This window comes from Pseudomonas sp. IT-P4, assembly GCF_949767755.1.
Taxonomy (GTDB): Bacteria; Pseudomonadota; Gammaproteobacteria; order Pseudomonadales; family Pseudomonadaceae; genus Aquipseudomonas; species Aquipseudomonas monachiensis.
The window spans coordinates 214,723-232,671 of sequence record NZ_CATKPX010000089.1 but is presented as its reverse complement, the minus strand read 5'-3'; the positions used below and the strand labels follow the sequence as shown (position 1 = coordinate 232,671).

The following is a 17,949-nucleotide window of genomic DNA, read 5'->3' as shown; positions in this document are numbered from 1 at the left end:
TTTTCAAGGATCAAAGGATCGCAGCCTTCGGCAGCTCCTACGGATGTCCGTAGAGCTCAACGTTTTTTGTCGAGAGGGTCGCGCCGCGCCAGTTCCGCCTCATCCAGACCATTGCCACCGCCAATATCGTCCTCATCGACGATGCTCAGGTCCCAATCCGCGCGGCTATCATTGCCCGCCTCATGGGCATCCCGAGCGCCGTCTTCACGGATCAGGGTCTCCGGGCTCAGGTCGTCGTCGGTAGGTTGATGGTCACCGGTCGAGGCACCGGTCAGGCCCGCTTCACGTCCGCGCTGGCGCGGCATCTGTTGCTCGCGCTCCTTTTCCGGCAGTTCGTCACCGATTCTGGCGCTGGGTTCTTCGGTGTCGAAATCCAGCTCACGCACCGAGCCCATGCGGTCTTCGTTGTCATCGACGGGTTCCGGCTGCACCGCATCGTACGGACGTCGTGAATCATTCATGGTATTTCCTCATACTGTAGGCCTTACTACGGTTGACCTACTTGGCTGCCGAGAATTCCACCGGCATGGAGCCCCGTGTTCCGGATCAGGAGAGCATCTGCATTTCGCGCGTGACCCCGACGGACGGTTGTCAGTCAAAGCTGCGCATCATTCTTGAGGCTTCAAAGCATGAACGAATTACAAGATCTGATTGATAACAACGAGCGTTGGGCCGCTGCGATCAAGGAGGAAGATCCTGACTTCTTCGCCAAGCTGGCTCGCCAACAGACCCCGGAGTTCCTGTGGATCGGTTGTTCCGACGCCCGTGTGCCGGCCAACGAGATCGTCGGCATGCTGCCGGGCGATCTGTTCGTACACCGTAATGTGGCCAACGTCGTGCTGCACACCGACCTTAACTGCCTGTCGGTGATTCAGTACGCGGTCGATGTGCTCAAGGTCAAACACATTCTCGTCACCGGCCACTATGGCTGTGGCGGTGTGCGTGCTTCGATGCAGGACCGCCAGTTCGGCCTGATCGACGGCTGGCTGCGTTCGATTCGCGATCTCTATTATGAAAAACGTGAAGAACTGGCCAAATACGCCACCGAAGAGGAGCGCGTCGACCGCCTCTGCGAACTGAACGTGATCCAGCAAGTCGCGAACGTCGGGCATACCAGCATTGTGCAAAACGCCTGGCACCGCGGGCAGAGCCTGTCGATCCACGGCTGCATCTACGGCATCAAGGATGGCCGCTGGAAGAGCCTGAACGCGACCATCAGCGGATTCGAGCAACTGCCGCCGCAATACCGCCTGCGTCCGTTCGAACCTCTGTAAAACCTTTCAATACAGGCTTCGCCGACGCCACTGCTGCAAAAACAGCTGGCCGTCGGCGTTCGGCTCTTCATCATAGCCGGTGATCCAGCCACGGCACTCGTATGAGCCGCACTGGCAGGCAAACTGGCGTTGCAGTTTGTCTTCGCTGGCGGCGAAGTCCATGGTCAGCCAGTCGCCCTTGTTGATGTCCTTCAGCGCCCATAACCACAACTCGCTCAAGTCCAGAAAGACATTGGGGTCGCAGGAGTGTCGCAACAGTCCGCAGAAACGCGGGTCGTAGACGTGCACACCCGGGGCGAGCTGGCGGGTATGCCGGCAGCGATAGGGCAGCAAGTGCCCTGATGCCCGGCAGAGACGAGTGATTCGCGGGAATTCACGCCGTGCGGCAATAGCCGTGGCTTCGCCCTTGGCGTTTTCAATGATTTCGAAGTCGGCCAGGGAAGGAAATCCCAGGCGAACGGGTAGCTCCGAAAAGGGGTAAACACCTTGCGGCGGTTGTGGGTTTTTTCGTCGAGGGGCGTGAGCTTTCATAACGATCCCTGTCTGCTGGGTGCTGCGACTTCCTTGCGCCGACGGTCCTGTTGGCACAGCAGCACATGAGTTCAGCCCAAGCCTCTCGCAGTTATAACGGGCGGTCTACTGTCATAAGTGACAGATCTGGCCGCCGTTCATCGGGTTAAAACGGCGGAGCAGGCTTCGCCGTGACTGGCGCCGGGGCCTTGAGCTGCTTGAGCTGGGTCACGATCGAAGCTGTCGCGCATTTACCCGCAGCCTGCTGGGGCGACAGGTTGCGGATCGAGGTGTAGAACAGCTCACAGGTTTTTTCTTTCTGGGCCACTTGCCAGGTTTGCCGGCAGGTATTGAGTTCAAGGTCTGGATTGCTGTCCGGTTGGCGGCCCATGGTGGCCTGCCAGCACGCAGCACTCAGATCCTGCCCCATGACTTTCAGGCCTGCCGCATCGGCCTTGGCCTGGGCGTCACTGCCGGTGTAGTTTGCCGGATCGGCGGCATACCAAATGTAGCTCGGGTGGTTGGAGCCCAATACGGGGACTTTCACGCCGTTGTCCGGAGTGATCTGCACCAGGCTCAACACGTTCACTGTCTGCCCGTATTGCTCTTTGATCCAGTTACGCACCGGTGTGCCGAAGGCGACCATCGGCAGCGCTGCGCCGCTGGCGTTCAGGCTGACTTCCTTGACCATGGTGCTCTGGTAATCCTTGAAGTAGCCGTAGACGCCTTCGAGGTCCTTGCCCGCGTTGGACGGCGCGGCAATCGGGGCGATGTCGATGATTGTCTGGTAGCCCGGCGTCTGCCCGGCCGGAATGCCGTTGGCGGTCAGCAGCGTGGCCCAGCGATCCGTGGTGGCGGACCTCAGGTAATCCTGGGCCTGGGTCAGCGAATAGTCTGGCGGGAAGTGCAGCAGCTCAACGCTTTTGCGGTTTTCCAGGGCCATGCCCAGCGGCAGGAACAGATACCAGCTATACGCCCACTTGCCATCGGCATTCAGTTTGCTGGCGCCGTTATAGGCCAGGTCACCGGCGTCGAGCAGCGCGGCCAAAGGTTTTTCATAGCCGTCGGGCACGCCGATGATTTCTGCATGGAGCTGACCATTGTCGGTTTTGACCAGAACCTTCGCATCGCCGTAGCCATCGCGCTGCACGCTTTGGGTCAGGTAATGCTCGACGGTCTGTTCTAGCGTCCAGTTGCGAAAGCAGATCACGTTGCAGTTGTTGGGATAGGCGAAGAGGCGGGTAACGCGTTCGGTACTGCCCAGCTTCAGGTTGATATCGGCATGGGCTGTGGCACTCAGGGTGAGGGCTGCGAGGGTAAGTCCTGCGAGTTTAAGCATGCTCAGATCCTTTTCAGCGTGGTCCCGTTACGGATACACACCATACTGGATCAACTCAGTGACTCAAAAAAGTAGGCCTCAGGCATTTTTTTGGAGCAGTGGCATCCAGCCCGCAACGTGTGTTTTGCGGGCTGGTTCAAATATCAGGCAATCACAGAAGGCGCAGTGCCAATTGGCTGCCGGCACGCAGGTATTCGACTTGTGCGGTGACCGCGTCCCTGACGATCGCTTCACCGGTGTCGTTCAGGCGGGCTTTTTTTGCATCGATAACGGAGGTTTGCAAGAGTTGCATAGTGACATCCACTGCTTTCTGAAAGGCCGTCACGTTGTTGTGTTGACCAAACGCCTGCACCACCGCGTTCATACGGCGATCGGCATCGTCTCGCAAAGCTTTGTACTCAGCTATCGAGACGTTACCATCCTGGTAAATTTCATTGATCAACTCTTCCAGTGTTTTGGATATTGGTGTCATCGGGTCTTCCTTGGGTTTTGGTGTTTGATTCTCCGGGACAGGTTAATTCAACACTGCTGACGGCAAGAGTCAGGACTTGCGCCTGTATTGAGTGGGACAACGCCACAGGTTTTGTAGGAGAGGGGGCTTTCAACCTGTCGGTTTCGTTAGAACTCATGAAACGACAGTGTTTCTGCCTGAGCCCCGTCACATTCTTGCGGGGATCAGGCAGCCAAAGCGTCATATCGTGACGCAGTTGGACGTTTGCTTACGGCATCACCGGTGGCGTATAGGCCAGCGTCGTCCCCAGCGCCCAGAGCAGCAACAATACCAGCGGTGTGTGCACCAGCAATTGCACGAACGAGAAGCCGATCAGGTCCCGTGCCTTCAACCCGAGCACGCCCAGCAGCGGCAGCATGTAGAACGGGTTGATCAGGTTGGGCAGGGCTTCGGCGGCGTTGTAGATCTGTACGGCCCAGCCAAGGTGATAGTTCAGGTCATTGGCCACCTGCATCACGTACGGCGCTTCGATGATCCACTTGCCGCCACCGGACGGAATGAAGAAACCGAGGATCGCCGAGTACACACCCATCAGCAACGCATAGGTGTCGTGGGAAGCAATGCTGACGAAGAACGTCGAGATGTGGTGCGCCAGGGTCTGCGCGTCGGCGCCTTTGACCGTGGTCATCAGCGCGGCAATCGAACCGTACAGCGGGAACTGGATCAGCACGCCCGTGGTAGTCGGCACCGCGCGGGACACGGCGTCGAGGAAGCTGCGCGGGCGCCAGTGCAGCAGGGCGCCGAGCATGATAAACAGGAAGTTGTAGGTGTTCAGCCCGGAAATCGCGCTGATCGCCGGTTTGGTCGAGAACTCGTGGAACAGCCAGCCACCGGCCAGCAGCACCAGCAGGATCATCAGTAGCGGACTGTACTCCAGCCATTCGCCGGGACGGGTGCGCGGTTGCAGCGGCGGCAGGTTGAAACTCGGATCGACGCCGCAGGCCTTGGCATCACGCGCCGAGTTCGGACCAGGGGCGGTGGCATAGGCAATGATCAGCGAAATGACGATCAAGGCCAGTAGCATCACGCCGGACTGCCATAGAAAGATCGTCTGCGTGAACGGAATCACCCCGGTGATCGACAGAATCGACGGTGGCAGGCTCGCTGGGTTGGCCTGCAACTGTGCCGCGGACGACGACAGGCCCAAGGCCCATACCGCGCCAAGTCCCAGATAGGCGGCGGCACCGGCGGCGCGGTAGTCCATTTTCAGATCGGTGCGGCGGGCCAGGGCGCGCACCAGCAATCCGCCGAACACCAGGGACAAGCCCCAGTTCAGCAACGACGCGACCATGGAAATCAGCGCGACCCAGGCCACGGCGGAGCGGCCGTTTTTCGGGAGTTTTGCCAGTCGGTCGATCAGTTTCACCGCCGGTGGCGAACTGGCGACCACGTAGCCACCGATCACCACAAAGGCCATTTGCATGGTGAAAGGGATCAGGCTCCAGAAGCCGTCACCGAACGCCATCGCGGCATCGGTGGGCTTGGCACCCATGGCCATGGTGGCCAGGGCCACGATAATCACCGCCAGGGCCGCAAACACCCAGGAGTCGGGAAACCAGCGTTCGGCAAAACTTGAGCAGCGCAGGGCAAAGCGGGCGGAGCGGCTATCTTCGATATCAGCGGCCACGGGGGGTACCTCGGATTTTTATGTTTGTCGTGGTCTTCGGGGCGGTAACCGCCCGTCTGGACAGATGCCAACATTAATTCAAGCGGAGGATTTTTGCGGGGCTGTTTCGTGGCTATGGGACTTTGGTCTAACGGGTTGTCCGCCGGTGCGTTTACGTAGACCATGGGCGCCTTGGTTTTTGCCCGTGCCAGAGTTCTTTTCATGACTGCCAACACCGATTCGCGCCCGACGCCGTTCAACCGCTCGGACTACAAGACCCTCGGGCTCGCCGCGCTCGGCGGGGCGCTGGAAATCTACGATTTCATCATCTTCGTGTTTTTCGCCCTGACCCTCAGCCAGTTGTTCTTCCCGCCGGAAATGCCCGAGTGGCTGCGCCTGCTGCAAAGCTTCGGGATCTTCGTCACCGGGTATCTGGCGCGACCGCTGGGCGGCATCCTGATGGCGCATTTCGCCGACCGTCTGGGACGCAAGAAAGTCTTCAGCCTGAGCATCCTGATGATGGCGTTACCTTGCCTGCTGATCGGGATCATGCCGACCTACGCGCAAATCGGCTATTTCGCGCCCTTGCTGCTGTTGGCCCTGCGCATCCTCCAGGGCGCGGCGGTGGGCGGCGAGGTGCCCAGTGCCTGGGTATTCGTCGCCGAGCACGCGCCCGTCGGCCATCGCGGCTATGCCCTGGGGTTCTTGCAGGCGGGGCTGACCTTCGGTTATTTGATCGGTGCATTGACCGCAACCTTCCTGGCGCAAGCGTTCACTCCAACGGAAATCCTCGATTACGCCTGGCGTTACCCCTTCCTGCTGGGCGGCGTGTTTGGCGTGATTGGCGTCTGGCTGCGTCGCTGGCTCAGCGAAACCCCGGTGTTCATGGCCATGCAGACACAGCGGGAGGCGGCCGGCGAACTGCCGCTGCGCACGGTCTTGCGCGAGCATCGCCTGGCCATTTTGCCAGCGATGATTCTCACCTGTGTGCTGACCTCGGCCGTGGTGGTGTTCGTGGTCATCACCCCGACCATGATGCAGAAAACCTTTGGCATGACCGCCAGCCATACCTTCGCCTTGAGCGCACTGGGCATCGTGTTCTTGAACATCGGCTGCGTGCTCGCCGGGCTGCTGGTCGACCGCATCGGCGCCTGGCGCACGGTGATGTTCTATAGCCTGCTGCTGCCGCTGGGCATCGGCGTGCTGTATGCCAGCCTGATCATGGGCGGCGACTGGGTTGGCCTGGCCTACGCCGTGGCAGGGCTGTCTTGCGGGGTGGTTGGCGCGGTGCCATCGGTGATGGTCAGCCTGTTCCCGGCGCGGATTCGCGTCTCGGGCATTTCCTTTACCTACAACATCGCCTACGCCGCATGGGCGAGTGTCACACCGCTTTTGCTGATCGGCCTGATGCCTTGGAGTCCATGGATCTGCGTGATGTTCAGTGCGGTGATGGGCGCGGTGGGCGTGGGCAGCGCGGCTTATTTCGGTGCGCGGATGCCGAGAGTCGCAGGCTGTTCTGCGGCTGGCGCGCATTGATTGTGTGCGTAGTAACTATTTTTACAGGGCAAGCCTGAAACACGCTTAAGTAAATGTTTCCAAGGCCGATGGTTAGGCTGCATATCGCTTTCTACCCCTGTCCATCGGTGCTTTCCCATGTTCAATAAACGCTTGAAGCAGGAGCTGTCGGCTCTTCGTGAAGAACTCTCCAGCCTCCAGCAAGTGAAGGACAGCCTGGAAAGCGAGATGCTGGTGCTGACCCTCGACAGCGATGGACGGGTTCAGTCGGTCAATCAGAACTTCCTTGGCGAAATGCATTACAAGAGCGGCGACCTGATTGGCCGGCACATCGACGACCTGGTCCCGGATCACGTGAAATCCGATGAATTCCAACTGCGTTTCAAAAACGCGCTGACCCGTGGCGAGCACTTCGCCGGCGCGGTGCGCCTGTTGCGCGGTACCGGCCAGGAGGCGTGGCTGCGTTCGATCCTGCAACCGGTGCGCTCGGCGGATGGGCGGATCAGGTGTTTTTCGATTTTCTCCAGCGACCTGACCCGCACCATCGAGGCCTCCCGCGAACACGAGAACCTGATCGGCGCGCTGGTGCGCTCCACGGCGGTGATCGAATTCGACCTCAATGGCAATGTGCTGAGCGCCAACGACCGCTTCCTTAGTGGCATGGGTTACAGCCTGGCGCAGATCAAGGGCAAACATCACCGCATGTTCTGCGAGCCGGCGGATTACAACAGTGCCGAGTACCAGGACTTCTGGCGTCGCCTGAACGCGGGCGAATTCGTGGCCAACCGTTTCAAACGGGTCGACAGCCATGGTCGTACGGTCTGGCTGGAGGCGTCCTACAACCCGGTGGTCGATGCCAACAATAATCTCTACAAGGTGGTTAAGTTCGCCACGGTGATTACCGACCAGGTCAATCAGGAACAAGCCGTCGCCGAGGCCGCCAACATCGCCTACAGCACCTCGCAGCAAACCGACCAAAGCGCCCAGCGCGGTAATGCCGTGGTGACCCAGGCCGTGGACGTGATGCGCGACCTGGCCAGGCATATGCAAACCGCCGGTGATGGCATCGAAGCCCTGAACGAGCAGTCGCTGGTGATCGGTACCATTGTCAAAACCATCAGCGGCATTGCCGAGCAGACCAATCTGCTGGCGCTCAACGCGGCCATCGAAGCGGCGCGTGCGGGCGAGCAAGGGCGGGGCTTCGCCGTGGTAGCGGATGAGGTCCGGCAACTGGCTTCGCGCACCAGCCAGGCCACCGATGAAATCGTCCTTGTGGTCCGGCAGAACCAGGACATGGCGCGCAACGCCGTGGCCCTGATGACCGACGGCAAGCTTCAGGCCGAGCAGGGCCTGGCGCTGGCGGCGGAAGCGGGGGCGGTGATTGTCGAGATCCAGGACGGCGCGCGGAAAGTGGTCAATGCGGTGGGGCAGTTTGCCAATCAACTCACTAACTGACCTGCTATCCGCTCTTGGTGGGAGAGGGCTTGCTCCGGGCGGCGTTCCGACGAAAGCGGTGTGTCATTCAACGCAACTGTGACTGAACTGACACCTTCGCGAGCAAGCCCGCTCCCACAGGGTTACGTGGGCGCTACAATCGGCTCTTTTCCCCCAGGAGCAGACTTCCATGAGCGCTTCCCACCGCCGTCCGGTTCCCTTGTCCAAGGCCTATCGTCTGCTCAATCATGGCCCGACCGTGCTGGTCAGCGCAGCCCACGATGGCCAGCGCAACATCATGGCGGCAGCCTGGGCCATGCCGCTGGACTTCGACCCCCCGAAAATTGCCGTGGTGCTGGACAAGTCCACCTGGACTCGCCAGTTGCTGGAAGCCTCGGGCACCTTTGTGCTGAATGTTCCCTGCGCCGCCCAGGCCGACATTGTGCAAACCGTCGGTTCGACCTCCGGCCTGGAATTGACCCGGGGCCAGGGGCGCGACAAGTTTGAGACCTACGACCTGCAGACGTTCACCGGCGAGTCGGTCGATGCGCCGATGCTCGAAGGCTGTGTGGCCTGGCTGGAGTGTCGCCTGTTGCCGGAGCCGAACAACCACCAGCAGTACGATCTGTTCCTGGCCGAAGTGATTGCCGCCCAGGCAGACGAACGTGTGTTCAGCGAAGGCCGCTGGCACTTCGAAGGGCAAGATGCCTTGCGCACCTTGCACCACGTGGCGGGCGGGCACTTCCTGACCATTGGCGAGCCGGTGGACGGCAAGACCTTGCAGGCTTGAGTCGGTCAGCGCTCAAATCCACACATCATTCTCGGCCGTGCGCTCACCACCTTCGCTGCCGGTATTGAGCACGCCCTTGGGTTCGATCAGCAGGAGTTTTACCTCCTGCTCGGCACAAGGCTTGTGCTCGACGCCTTTGGGTACCACGTACATTTCCCCGGCGTTCACCAGCACGTGACCATCGCGAAAATCGATGCGCAACCGGCCTTCGAGCACGATGAAGGTTTCGTCGGTATCGAGGTGGTCGTGCCAGATAAAGTCCCCCAGCAACTTCACCACCTTGAACTGGTAGTTGTTCATTTCGGCGATGACCCGGGGCGACCAGTGGGAATCGATCCGGCTGATTTTTTCAGCGAAGTTCAGGCTTTCGTAAGCATTCATGAAACAGCTCTCGCGGTGGTTGGTGAACCCACGATAGCCAGCGACTCAACGTGCTTCTTGTACGATTGTGCGTGGCTCAACGGCGCTGCATGTTGATCCAGCGGGCCGGTGACAGGCCGTAGGTCTTGCTAAATTGCCGGGTCATGTGGCTCTGGTCGGTGAAGCCTGCGATCAGCGCGGCGCTGACCAGGCTCTGACCCTGGATCAGCAGCGCACGGACCAGGTCCAGGCGCCGCATGGTCAGATAGCGGTAGGGGCTGGTGCCGAACAACAGGCGAAAATCCCGGGACAGGCTCCAGCGATCCCGACCGCTGTGCTGCGCCAGTTCATCCAGGGTCACGGTGCGATCCAGGGCGCCGTGGATGTATTCCCGCGCACGCTGCGCGGCCACGTAATCGAAACCCGAGCGTTTGCCCGCCGCGCCGGAAACCGTGCTCATGGCTTGCGCCAGATCGAACAGCGCGTCCTGTTCTTCCAGTGGATCGAGCGGGCAATCCAGGCTGCGCAGCAACGCGCCCGTGGCGGCGAACAGGCGGGGATCGTTCGATAGCCCGGTCTTGATGAATGGCAGCGCTTGCCCACCGAGCATCTGCTGGATCAGCGCCGGTTCGATGTACATCATCCGGTACTGGAAACCGGACTCGGTGCCGGCTTCGCCATCGTGGGCTTCGTCCGGGTGCAGTACGATCGTTGCGCCCGGCAGGCTGTGACGCCAGCCGCCGCGATACTGAAAGCTCTGCACCCCGGCCAGGGTATGACCGATGGCATAGGTGTCGTGGCGGTGCAGATCATAGCCATGGCTGGCAAAAAACGCCTCGAAACGCTGCAGCCCGCCGACATCGGGCGCGCGAAGGAACCAGTCATTGCTAGGCGGACGCTTGGCCATGGTGATGATCGTCTTGAGTTTGATGCGCAACACGGTATCTCAGCCAACGGTTCGCTGTCTTCTGATCGGATGGCGGTTTGCCCGCTAGAAAACCAAGGGCAAATACTGCACTGTGGGGCGCATTCGCTACAGGTCGTTGTTTATTTTTCAGTATGAGGCCAGGTCATGAGCAAGTTGCGCGTGGGGATCATTTTCGGAGGCCGTTCGGCCGAGCATGAGGTGTCGTTGCAATCGGCGAAAAACATCGTCGATGCGCTGGATCGCTCACGCTTCGAGCCGGTGTTGATCGGCATCGACAAACAAGGCCACTGGCACCTCAACGACCCCTCCAACTTTTTGCTGAACCAGGAAAACCCGGCGCTGATCGCCCTCAATCAGTCCAATCGCGAACTGGCCGTGGTACCGGGCAAAGCCAGTCAGCAATTGGTGGAAACCTCCAGCCAGGAAATGCTCGGTCACGTCGATGTGATCTTCCCGATTGTCCACGGCACCCTCGGAGAAGACGGTTGCCTGCAAGGCTTGCTGCGCATGGCCGATCTGCCGTTTGTCGGCTCCGATGTGCTCGGCTCGGCCGTGTGCATGGACAAGGACATCAGCAAGCGCCTGCTGCGCGATGCCGGCCTGGCCGTGACGCCGTTCGTGACATTGACCCGCGCCATGGCGGCGCGCACCGGGTTTGCCGAGGTGCGGGGCAAGTTGGGTTTGCCGCTGTTCGTCAAACCGGCCAACCAGGGCTCTTCCGTGGGTGTGAGCAAGGTCACCAACGAGGCCGAGTACAGTGCAGCGGTGGAACTGGCCTTGAGTTTCGATACCAAGGTGTTGATCGAATCTGCCGTCAGCGGCCGCGAGATTGAATGCGCGGTGCTCGGCAATGAAGACGCCATCGCCAGTGGCTGCGGCGAGATCGTGGTGCGCAGCGGGTTCTATTCCTACGACAGCAAGTACATCGACGACACGGCGGCTGAAGTGGTGGTGCCGGCCAACATCAGCGTCGAGGCCAGCGAGCGCATTCGCGCCCTGGCCGTCGAAGCGTTCCAGGTCCTGGGCTGTTCCGGCCTGGCCCGAGTCGACGTGTTCCTGACCGACTCCGGTGAAGTGCTGATCAACGAAATCAACTCGCTGCCCGGCTTCACCCGCATCAGCATGTACCCGAAACTGTGGCAGGCCACCGGCATGACCTACAGCGAACTGGTGACGCGACTGATCGAGCTGGCGCTGGAGAAGCACCAGGTTCGGCAGGGGTTGAAGATCAGTCGATAGCGACTTGCTCATAAACAAAGGGCCTACCCACCGGTAAGCCCTTTCTCATTGCATTGCAACGTTAGGCTTGAACGACCGGGAGCGACGGCGGTGGGCCTGGTGGCGATTACGGCGTTGATCTATTCGTTGACGGCCTAATAGCAAAGATCAAAAGATCGCAGCCTGCGGCAGCTCCTACATTGGAATGCGTTTCCCTGTAGGAGCTGCCGCAGGCTGCGATCTTTTGATTCAAAGGCATAAAAAAACGCCGCGTACGACTCAATCCCCCAACGCTTGCCCCTCACGCCGCGGATCGGCCCCGCCTGTCAGCGACGCTTTGCCTTGGGCGTCCTTGACCCGAACAATCGCCTGGGTGCCGCTGGTCATGTCGATCTCGCTCACGCTGTGCCCTTTGTCTTTCAGCGCCTGAATCAGCATCGGGCTGAACTGGCCCAGTTCCAGTTCGGTGGGGCCGTTGCGGCTGCCGAAGTTGGGCAGGTTGATGGCGGCTTGCGCATCGAGGTTCCAGTCGAGCAGGCCGATGGTGGATTTGGCCACGTATTCGATGATTTGCGAGCCGCCGGGGGAGCCGACGGTGGCGAGGAATTCGCCGCTCTGGCGGTCGAAGATCAGGGTCGGGGCCATGGAGGAGCGCGGGCGTTTGCCGGGCTCGACGCGGTTGGCGACTTTTTGCCCGTTTTCCTCGGGGATGAACGAGAAGTCGGTCATCTCGTTGTTGAGCATGAAACCCTGAACCATGATGTGCGAGCCAAACGCCGATTCGATGGTAGTGGTCATCGACACGGCACCGCCGGCGTCATCGACGGCCACCACCTGCGAGGTGGAAATCCGCAGCGGCGAACGGTCTGGCGCATAGGCCACCCGGATGCCCGGCGGAGTGCCGGGTTTGGCCGTGCCCATGCTGCGTTCGCCAATCAGGGCGGCGCGGCTGGCGAGGTAGGCCGGGTCGACCAGGCCCTTGACCGGCACGGGTACAAAGTCGGAATCGGCGACGTACTGAGCGCGGTCGGCGTAAGCCAGGCGTTCGGCTTCAGAGATCAGGTGCACGGCTTGCGGGTCGGGTTCGATACCGGCCGAGGCGGTGGTCTTGACCGGTTTCAGCGGTGCCAGCGCCATGCGCTTGTCGCGAGTCTCCAGGGCTTGCAGCGTGCCGAGGATCTGCGCCACGGCGATCCCGCCCGATGACGGCGGCGGCATGCCGCAAACTTGCCAGCGCTTGTAGTCGGTGCACAGCGGCGCGCGCTCCTTGGCCTGGTAGTTGGCGAGGTCGGTCAGGGACAGGCTGCCGGGGTTGGTGTGACCCTGAACCTTGGTCGCAATTTCCTCGGCGACCGGGCCTTTGTACAGGGCATCCGGGCCTTCATGGGCGATGCGTTTGAACACGGCGGCCAGGGCCGGGTTCTTCAGGTTTGTGCCGACGGCTTTTGGGCTGCCATCGGCATTGCGAAAGTAAGCCATCATTTCCGGTGAGCGCGGCATGGACGAATCCGCAGCGATCAACTGGTGCAATCGAGGTGAAATGGCAAAACCTTGCTCGGCGAGCCGGATGGCCGGTTCAAACAGCTGCGCCCAAGGCAGGCGTCCGTGTTTTTGATGGGCCAGTTCCAGGGCGCGCAATACGCCGGGCGTGCCCACCGAGCGGCCTCCGATCTGCGCCTGGGTGAACCCCATCGGTTGTCCGTTGGGTTGCAGGAAAAGCTTCTCGGTGGCGCCGGCCGGGGCGGTTTCACGCCCGTCGTAGGTGCGCACGGCCTTACCATCCCAGAGTACGATCAATGCGCCGCCACCGATGCCCGAAGACTGTGGCTCAACCAGCGTCAACACCGCTTGCATCGCAATCGCCGCGTCGATGGCCGAGCCGCCCCGGCGCAGCATCTCCCGCCCGGCTTCGGCCGCCAGCGGGTTGGCCGCCGCTGCCATGTATTTCTCGGCGTGTTGGGTTTTCAGGTCGGTGCGAAAGCCCGAAGCGCTTTCCGGTGCAAGCGGCAGCGTCGGCACCGAAGCGTTGTTGCACGCGGTCAGGGTCAGGGTACTGGCGAGCAGAAACAGGGCTGGCAGGCGATAGCGGCGCAAAGGGTAGGTTGAGAACACGTGGGGTACTCCGTCCGTTGGATCTACGATCAGTGGACTTTATCGGCCGACCGGGAGGGACGCAAACCGGGTCCGGCGGCACCGATGTTTTTGTCCTTCATCAATGGCGGAATTTTCTGTAGGGTCGTTGCCAACAGGCAGGCCGGTAAATCAACAAGAGGCAGACATGCAAACCGAGTTCCCCACCCATTCCAGCTATCGCACCCAGCGTGAACAATTCCTGGCCGCGGCGACCACGGCAGGCGCAACGCTGACGGAGTATCCACACCCGCTCAAAGGGCCGTTCGGCGAACCCCTGAGCACCGATGTGGCGGTGCTGGGTGATCCGGGCGCCAAGCGGCTGCTGATCGCGTTGAGCGGCACTCACGGGGTCGAAGGCTTCTATGGTTCGGGCTGCCAGATCAAATGGCTGCAGGAGTTGGGCAAGCGCTGCCTGCCAACGGATGTCGCCGTGGTCATGATCCATGCCATCAACCCCTGGGGCATGGCGTGGTTGCGCCGGGTCAACGAAGACAACATCGATCTGAACCGCAATCACCTGGATTTCCAGCGACCGCTGCCAGACAACCAGGCCTACAACGCCCTGCATGAAATCTATGCCTGCCCGCAGCTGCACGGCCCGGATCGTGATCGTGCCGATGCCTTGCTCGACGAGCAGATTCACCTGCACGGCTGGCCGGCAGTCATGTCGATTGTCGAGGGCGGTCAGCATGCTCATCCCGATGGCCTGTTTTTCGGCGGGCTGGCGCCGAGCTGGTCGAACCGCACATTGCACAAGATCGTGCAAACGCACGTGGCCCATGCCGAGGTCGCCATGTGTTTCGACTTGCACACCGGCGCTGGCGAGTACGGTCATCCGATGTTGTTGACCATCACCGAGTCCGCCTATCCGGCGTTGTCGGATGCGCAGGCGATTTATGGCCCGTGGCTCTACAGCCTGCAAACCGGCGCCGACACCGTCAGCGAAACCGGTGTGGCGGCAACGGCCACCGGCTACACCTCGCAGGCGCTGATCAATGCACTGCCGCAGGTGCGCCTGATGCCGTTTGTCATTGAGTGCGGGACTTATCCGGGACCGGACGTTCACCGTCATCTGCGCGATGATCACTGGCTGCATCTGCACGGCAACCCGAATGACGCAACGGGGCGCGAGATCAAGCTGAATCTGCTTGAGCAGTTCTATCCCGCCGACGCCGATTGGCAGGCGATGGTCTGGCTGCGCACCTGGCAGATCTGGGAGCGGGCGTTGTCGGCATTACCGACGGTTCGCAACTGACCCTCCTCAGTGGCCGATGGCCGCGGTCCAGGCTGGCCTGTGACCGCGGCACCATCACGCCGAAACCATTACGCCGCCTTCGAGTGCCGTAGCCCCGGCCACTTTGCACAATTCAACCCCCGCCGCCGCAAAGCGAATCGCACTGCGCATGTACATCACGCCACGGATGGAGCTGCATACAACCTGCGTAGCGCCAGTGATGGGGTCTATGACGTGCACCACCGGTTCATCACGCTCGATCCACGCGCCGGGTTTGTGCAGGAATACCACGAGCCCGGCGCAGGGGGCGCGCAAGGTCAGCGAGCCGTCGAAGGGCGTTGCGGGCTGGAGCAGGGCGGGCATCGGCGGCGGTGTGCCGGCGAGGATGCCCCGGTGTTGCAGGAAGGCGTAGAGGGCGGCGGCATCGACGCGGGCCAATGCATGATCGACATCCGCTTCACCGCGTAACTCGACGGTAGCGGCGACGCAGCCGGAAGGGATCGGAAAGCGCCCGGCAAACGCTTCGGCCAGGCGCCACCAGGGTTGACCGCAAGCCTCGTCAAACGAACCGGCGCCCGTACCGCTGGCCAGCAGGCTGGCCTGTGCGCCGATGTAGCGTGCCAGCGGTTCGATCTGCGACCAACAGGGCGTTTCTCCGTACAGGTGAACCACGGCCTGGGCATCGCAATGCAGGTCGAGGACGAAGTCGGCGTCGTGGGCCAGCAGCAATTGTGCCTGGCGCATCGAGTCGATCTCGCTGCTCGGGCGGATCTGTTTCAGGGCACTGGCCATGGCGCGCCGAATGATCTGCCGGTTTTCATCGGCATCCCCGGTCAGCTCATGGGCCAGCCGATCTCTGATTGTCTCGGCCAAATCAGGATACCGGCGATTGAAATTCTCACCGCTGTTGAAATCGAAACGCCCCATCGCGTCGTGCATCAAGGTCTGTTCGAGGCCAATCGGATTGGCGATGGGGACCAGCACGATCTCCCCGAGAATCTGTCCGCGAGCCTCGGCACTGTCGAGCATTCCACGCAGGTGATGCAGTGCCAGCATGCCGGGCAATTCGTCGGCGTGCAGGCTGGCTTGCAGATAAACCTTGCCGGCGCGTCCCGGCCGGCCGTAATGGAAGCTGATCAGGTGCCGCTGGGTACAGGGGGTGCGGGTCAACAGGGGCTGATGCTCGACGCGCATAAAGCGTTCCTTGAGACAGAGGGGCAAGTGCCGAGGGTTTCATCTTTATGAAAATGAGTGGCCCCATCAATCGAATAATTTACCCGTCACAGGTGAGCAAAATGATCCATTGACCGGCAGCGACACGCCGAAATGCGCCATAAGACCGTTCAATAAAATTTGACAGTGACGCAAATTTATTTCGATTGATGTAATCGTTTCGTCACCAATACTAGGGCCCTCGGTTCAGGTCTCTGTGAGCCTGGCATTCCCAATAAGAATAAAGAGGTGCTCGCATGACCAGTTGTGCCCAGGCGCTCGTCCGGTTACTTGAAGGCTACGGCGTGGAGTCGGTGTTCGGCATTCCCGGTGTGCACACGGTCGAGCTTTATCGCGGGCTGCACGGCAGTTCTCTGCGCCACATCAGTCCGCGTCACGAACAGGGTGCAGGCTTCATGGCGGACGGCTACGCCCGGGCCAGCGGCAAGCCTGGCGTATGCTTCATCATTACCGGCCCCGGGATGACAAACATCCTCACCGCCATGGGCCAGGCCTACGCCGACTCGGTGCCGATGTTGGTGATTTCCACCACCAGCCGCCGCGAACATCAACGCCTGGGCCATGGCTACCTGCATGAAATGCCCGACCAGCGTGCAGTGGTTGCCGGGGTCTGCGCCTTCAGCCATACCTTGCAGCGGCCCGAGGAATTGCCGGAAGTGCTTGCCCGTGCCTTCGCGCTGTTCGGTTGTGCCCGCCCGCGTCCAGTGCACATCGAAATTCCGTTGGACGTGCTGGAAATGCCGGCCGACAACCTCGACCTGCGCCCACGTAGCTTGCCGCAAGCCCCGGCGCCGGCTGCCGCGAATATTGCGGCGGCGGTGAAGCTGCTGGCGACGGCGCGCAAGCCGTTGATCCTCGTCGGTGGCGGCGCCCGAGGCGCAGGCCCGCTGGTGCAGGCACTGGCGGAAAAGTTGCAGGCGCCGGTCGCTCTCACCACCAATGCCCGTGGCCTGCTTGCGCCGGAGCACCCGCTGTTGCTCGACGGGGTGCAGTCGTCGGCTCATGGCCGTGCACTGTTTGCCGAAGCCGACGTGGTATTGGCAGTCGGTACCGAATTGGGGGAAACCGATTACGACTTCTTTGGTCTGGGCCCGCTGTCACTCAATGCGCCGCTGATTCGCCTGGACATCGATCCCTTGCAGATATTGGGGGCGGCTCGCGCCGACGTGGGCTTGCTGGGCGATGCCGGGCAAGGGCTGCATGCGCTCCTGGCGGCAGTGCCTGAAGCCGCCGCCAGCGACTGGGCCTATCAGCGTGTGGCACAGGTCAACGCTGCCGAACGGTCCGGCTGGAGCAGCAAGCAGAACGTCATGCAGCAGATGCTCGACACCCTGCGCGACAGTCTGCCCGCGCCGATCGTGGTCGGCGATTCGACCCAGCCGGTGTATCAGGGCGCGCTGGGTTATCGCGCCCCGCAAGCCAACAGCTGGTTCAACGCCGGCACCGGCTTTGGCACTTTGGGTTACGGCTTGCCGGCGGCCATCGGCGCCAAGCTCGCCGCGCCCGATCGTCCCGTGGTGGCGGTGGTCGGCGATGGCGGCGTGCAGTTCTCCAGTGCCGAACTGATCGCTGCCCGTGAAGCAGAGTTGGGGGTGATCGTGGTGCTGTGGAACAACCACTGCTATGCCGAAATCCGCGACTACATGACCAACCGCGATATTCCCCCATTGGGCGTGGACATCCTGCCACCGGACTTTGCCGCGTTGGCCAAGTCCTGCCACGTCGCCCACATCGCCATAAGCAGCCTTGAGCAGTTGCGCGAGGTACTTGCCAGCCAGGCCCACATCCGTCAGCCGATTCTGCTGGAACTGGACGCCGCCGCTTTTCTGTCTGCCTGAGCCGCCATTTGCTGAACCGTTAGGAG

The 17,949-nt window shown here is 61.4% G+C and carries 16 protein-coding genes and 1 pseudogene; 8 read left to right on the top strand and 9 right to left on the bottom strand.

Features of this window, described 5'->3' with window-relative positions; genetic code table 11:
* Nucleotides 1-56: 56 nt before the first annotated feature.
* Nucleotides 57-461: a hypothetical protein gene (locus ACM6IT_RS26960; protein ID WP_056726305.1), complete on the bottom strand. Its 405-nt coding sequence runs from the start codon at nucleotides 459-461 to the stop codon at nucleotides 57-59.
* A 168-nt stretch (nucleotides 462-629) separates the two neighbouring features.
* On the opposite strand from ACM6IT_RS26960, the gene can reads away from it, so the two are divergent.
* Entirely contained in the window at nucleotides 630-1,274 is a 645-nt protein-coding gene (gene can, locus ACM6IT_RS26955) for a carbonate dehydratase (protein ID WP_008046121.1), read from the top strand.
* Nucleotides 1,275-1,280: 6 nt separating this feature from the next.
* Here the strand turns inward: can and ACM6IT_RS26950 are convergent, their stop codons facing one another.
* The 4 genes from ACM6IT_RS26950 to ACM6IT_RS26935 form a co-directional block, all read right to left on the bottom strand.
* Complete coding sequence (locus ACM6IT_RS26950) at nucleotides 1,281-1,805, bottom strand: SET domain-containing protein (protein WP_056726304.1); 525 nt, start codon at nucleotides 1,803-1,805, stop codon at nucleotides 1,281-1,283.
* Between the two features lie 145 nt (nucleotides 1,806-1,950).
* A complete protein-coding gene (locus ACM6IT_RS26945; RefSeq protein ID WP_414919014.1) occupies nucleotides 1,951-3,123 on the bottom strand; it encodes a hypothetical protein in 1,173 nt (390 codons plus the stop codon).
* A gap of 151 nt (nucleotides 3,124-3,274) precedes the next feature.
* Nucleotides 3,275-3,595: a hypothetical protein gene (locus tag ACM6IT_RS26940; protein ID WP_414913349.1), complete on the bottom strand. Its 321-nt coding sequence runs from the start codon at nucleotides 3,593-3,595 to the stop codon at nucleotides 3,275-3,277.
* 247 nt (nucleotides 3,596-3,842) lie between these two features.
* Nucleotides 3,843-5,261, bottom strand: coding sequence for a short-chain fatty acid transporter (locus ACM6IT_RS26935; protein ID WP_056726301.1), 1,419 nt, complete (start codon nucleotides 5,259-5,261; stop codon nucleotides 3,843-3,845).
* Nucleotides 5,262-5,462: 201 nt separating this feature from the next.
* Between ACM6IT_RS26935 and ACM6IT_RS26930 the strand changes: the two genes are divergently transcribed.
* The 4 genes and pseudogenes from ACM6IT_RS26930 (at nucleotide 5,463) to ACM6IT_RS26915 (ending at nucleotide 8,979) form a co-directional block, all read left to right on the top strand.
* A complete protein-coding gene (locus tag ACM6IT_RS26930; protein WP_414913350.1) occupies nucleotides 5,463-6,776 on the top strand; it encodes an MFS transporter in 1,314 nt (437 codons plus the stop codon).
* A 117-nt stretch (nucleotides 6,777-6,893) separates the two neighbouring features.
* Nucleotides 6,894-7,622, top strand: a pseudogene (locus ACM6IT_RS26925) (PAS domain-containing protein); the annotation flags it as partial.
* Nucleotides 7,602-8,210, top strand: a complete 609-nt coding sequence (locus ACM6IT_RS26920) for a methyl-accepting chemotaxis protein (protein WP_414919021.1) — start codon at nucleotides 7,602-7,604, stop codon at nucleotides 8,208-8,210. The pseudogene ACM6IT_RS26925 and the gene ACM6IT_RS26920, both read left to right, overlap by 21 nt.
* A gap of 169 nt (nucleotides 8,211-8,379) precedes the next feature.
* Nucleotides 8,380-8,979, top strand: a complete 600-nt coding sequence (locus tag ACM6IT_RS26915; protein WP_056726298.1) for a flavin reductase family protein — start codon at nucleotides 8,380-8,382, stop codon at nucleotides 8,977-8,979.
* Nucleotides 8,980-8,991: 12 nt separating this feature from the next.
* Here ACM6IT_RS26915 and ACM6IT_RS26910 read toward each other — a convergent pair whose 3' ends face one another.
* Together ACM6IT_RS26910 and ACM6IT_RS26905 are read right to left on the bottom strand one after the other, a co-directional pair.
* A complete protein-coding gene (locus tag ACM6IT_RS26910; RefSeq protein WP_056726297.1) occupies nucleotides 8,992-9,360 on the bottom strand; it encodes a cupin domain-containing protein in 369 nt (122 codons plus the stop codon).
* A gap of 76 nt (nucleotides 9,361-9,436) precedes the next feature.
* Nucleotides 9,437-10,246 (bottom strand): AraC family transcriptional regulator, encoded by an 810-nt coding sequence (locus ACM6IT_RS26905; RefSeq protein WP_414919020.1) that lies wholly within the window; start codon nucleotides 10,244-10,246, stop codon nucleotides 9,437-9,439.
* 165 nt (nucleotides 10,247-10,411) lie between these two features.
* Here ACM6IT_RS26905 and ddlA point away from each other — a divergent pair, with 165 nt between their 5' ends.
* A complete protein-coding gene (gene ddlA, locus ACM6IT_RS26900; RefSeq protein ID WP_056726296.1) occupies nucleotides 10,412-11,506 on the top strand; it encodes a D-alanine--D-alanine ligase in 1,095 nt (364 codons plus the stop codon).
* Nucleotides 11,507-11,764: 258 nt separating this feature from the next.
* Here ddlA and ggt read toward each other — a convergent pair whose 3' ends face one another.
* Nucleotides 11,765-13,597 carry a gamma-glutamyltransferase gene (gene ggt / locus ACM6IT_RS26895; protein WP_414919013.1) on the bottom strand — a complete coding sequence of 611 codons (1,833 nt, stop codon included), beginning with the start codon at nucleotides 13,595-13,597 and terminating at the stop codon, nucleotides 11,765-11,767.
* Nucleotides 13,598-13,763: 166 nt separating this feature from the next.
* Here ggt and ACM6IT_RS26890 point away from each other — a divergent pair, with 166 nt between their 5' ends.
* The gene (locus ACM6IT_RS26890; protein WP_056726294.1) at nucleotides 13,764-14,873 is read left to right on the top strand and encodes a DUF2817 domain-containing protein; all 1,110 of its coding nucleotides are present in this window, start codon (nucleotides 13,764-13,766) and stop codon (nucleotides 14,871-14,873) included.
* A gap of 54 nt (nucleotides 14,874-14,927) precedes the next feature.
* Here ACM6IT_RS26890 and ACM6IT_RS26885 read toward each other — a convergent pair whose 3' ends face one another.
* The gene (locus tag ACM6IT_RS26885) at nucleotides 14,928-16,046 is read right to left on the bottom strand and encodes a succinylglutamate desuccinylase/aspartoacylase family protein (RefSeq protein WP_056726293.1); all 1,119 of its coding nucleotides are present in this window, start codon (nucleotides 16,044-16,046) and stop codon (nucleotides 14,928-14,930) included.
* A gap of 275 nt (nucleotides 16,047-16,321) precedes the next feature.
* On the opposite strand from ACM6IT_RS26885, the gene ACM6IT_RS26880 reads away from it, so the two are divergent.
* A complete protein-coding gene (locus ACM6IT_RS26880; RefSeq protein WP_414919012.1) occupies nucleotides 16,322-17,923 on the top strand; it encodes a 5-guanidino-2-oxopentanoate decarboxylase in 1,602 nt (533 codons plus the stop codon).
* Nucleotides 17,924-17,949: the final 26 nt, after the last annotated feature.

Bases quoted from the DNA above. Each gene is read 5' to 3' on its own strand.
- ACM6IT_RS26960 (WP_056726305.1), bottom strand. From the start codon at position 461: ATGAATGATTCACGACGTCCGTACGATGCGGTGCAGCCGGAACCCGTC.
- can (WP_008046121.1), top strand. From the start codon at position 630: ATGAACGAATTACAAGATCTGATTGATAACAACGAGCGTTGGGCCGCT.
- ACM6IT_RS26950 (WP_056726304.1), bottom strand. From the start codon at position 1,805: ATGAAAGCTCACGCCCCTCGACGAAAAAACCCACAACCGCCGCAAGGT.
- ACM6IT_RS26945 (WP_414919014.1), bottom strand. From the start codon at position 3,123: ATGCTTAAACTCGCAGGACTTACCCTCGCAGCCCTCACCCTGAGTGCC.
- ACM6IT_RS26940 (WP_414913349.1), bottom strand. From the start codon at position 3,595: ATGACACCAATATCCAAAACACTGGAAGAGTTGATCAATGAAATTTAC.
- ACM6IT_RS26930 (WP_414913350.1), top strand. From the start codon at position 5,463: ATGACTGCCAACACCGATTCGCGCCCGACGCCGTTCAACCGCTCGGAC.
- ACM6IT_RS26915 (WP_056726298.1), top strand. From the start codon at position 8,380: ATGAGCGCTTCCCACCGCCGTCCGGTTCCCTTGTCCAAGGCCTATCGT.
- ACM6IT_RS26910 (WP_056726297.1), bottom strand. From the start codon at position 9,360: ATGAATGCTTACGAAAGCCTGAACTTCGCTGAAAAAATCAGCCGGATC.
- ACM6IT_RS26905 (WP_414919020.1), bottom strand. From the start codon at position 10,246: ATGGCCAAGCGTCCGCCTAGCAATGACTGGTTCCTTCGCGCGCCCGAT.
- ddlA (WP_056726296.1), top strand. From the start codon at position 10,412: ATGAGCAAGTTGCGCGTGGGGATCATTTTCGGAGGCCGTTCGGCCGAG.
- ACM6IT_RS26890 (WP_056726294.1), top strand. From the start codon at position 13,764: ATGCAAACCGAGTTCCCCACCCATTCCAGCTATCGCACCCAGCGTGAA.
- ACM6IT_RS26885 (WP_056726293.1), bottom strand. From the start codon at position 16,046: ATGCGCGTCGAGCATCAGCCCCTGTTGACCCGCACCCCCTGTACCCAG.
- ACM6IT_RS26880 (WP_414919012.1), top strand. From the start codon at position 16,322: ATGACCAGTTGTGCCCAGGCGCTCGTCCGGTTACTTGAAGGCTACGGC.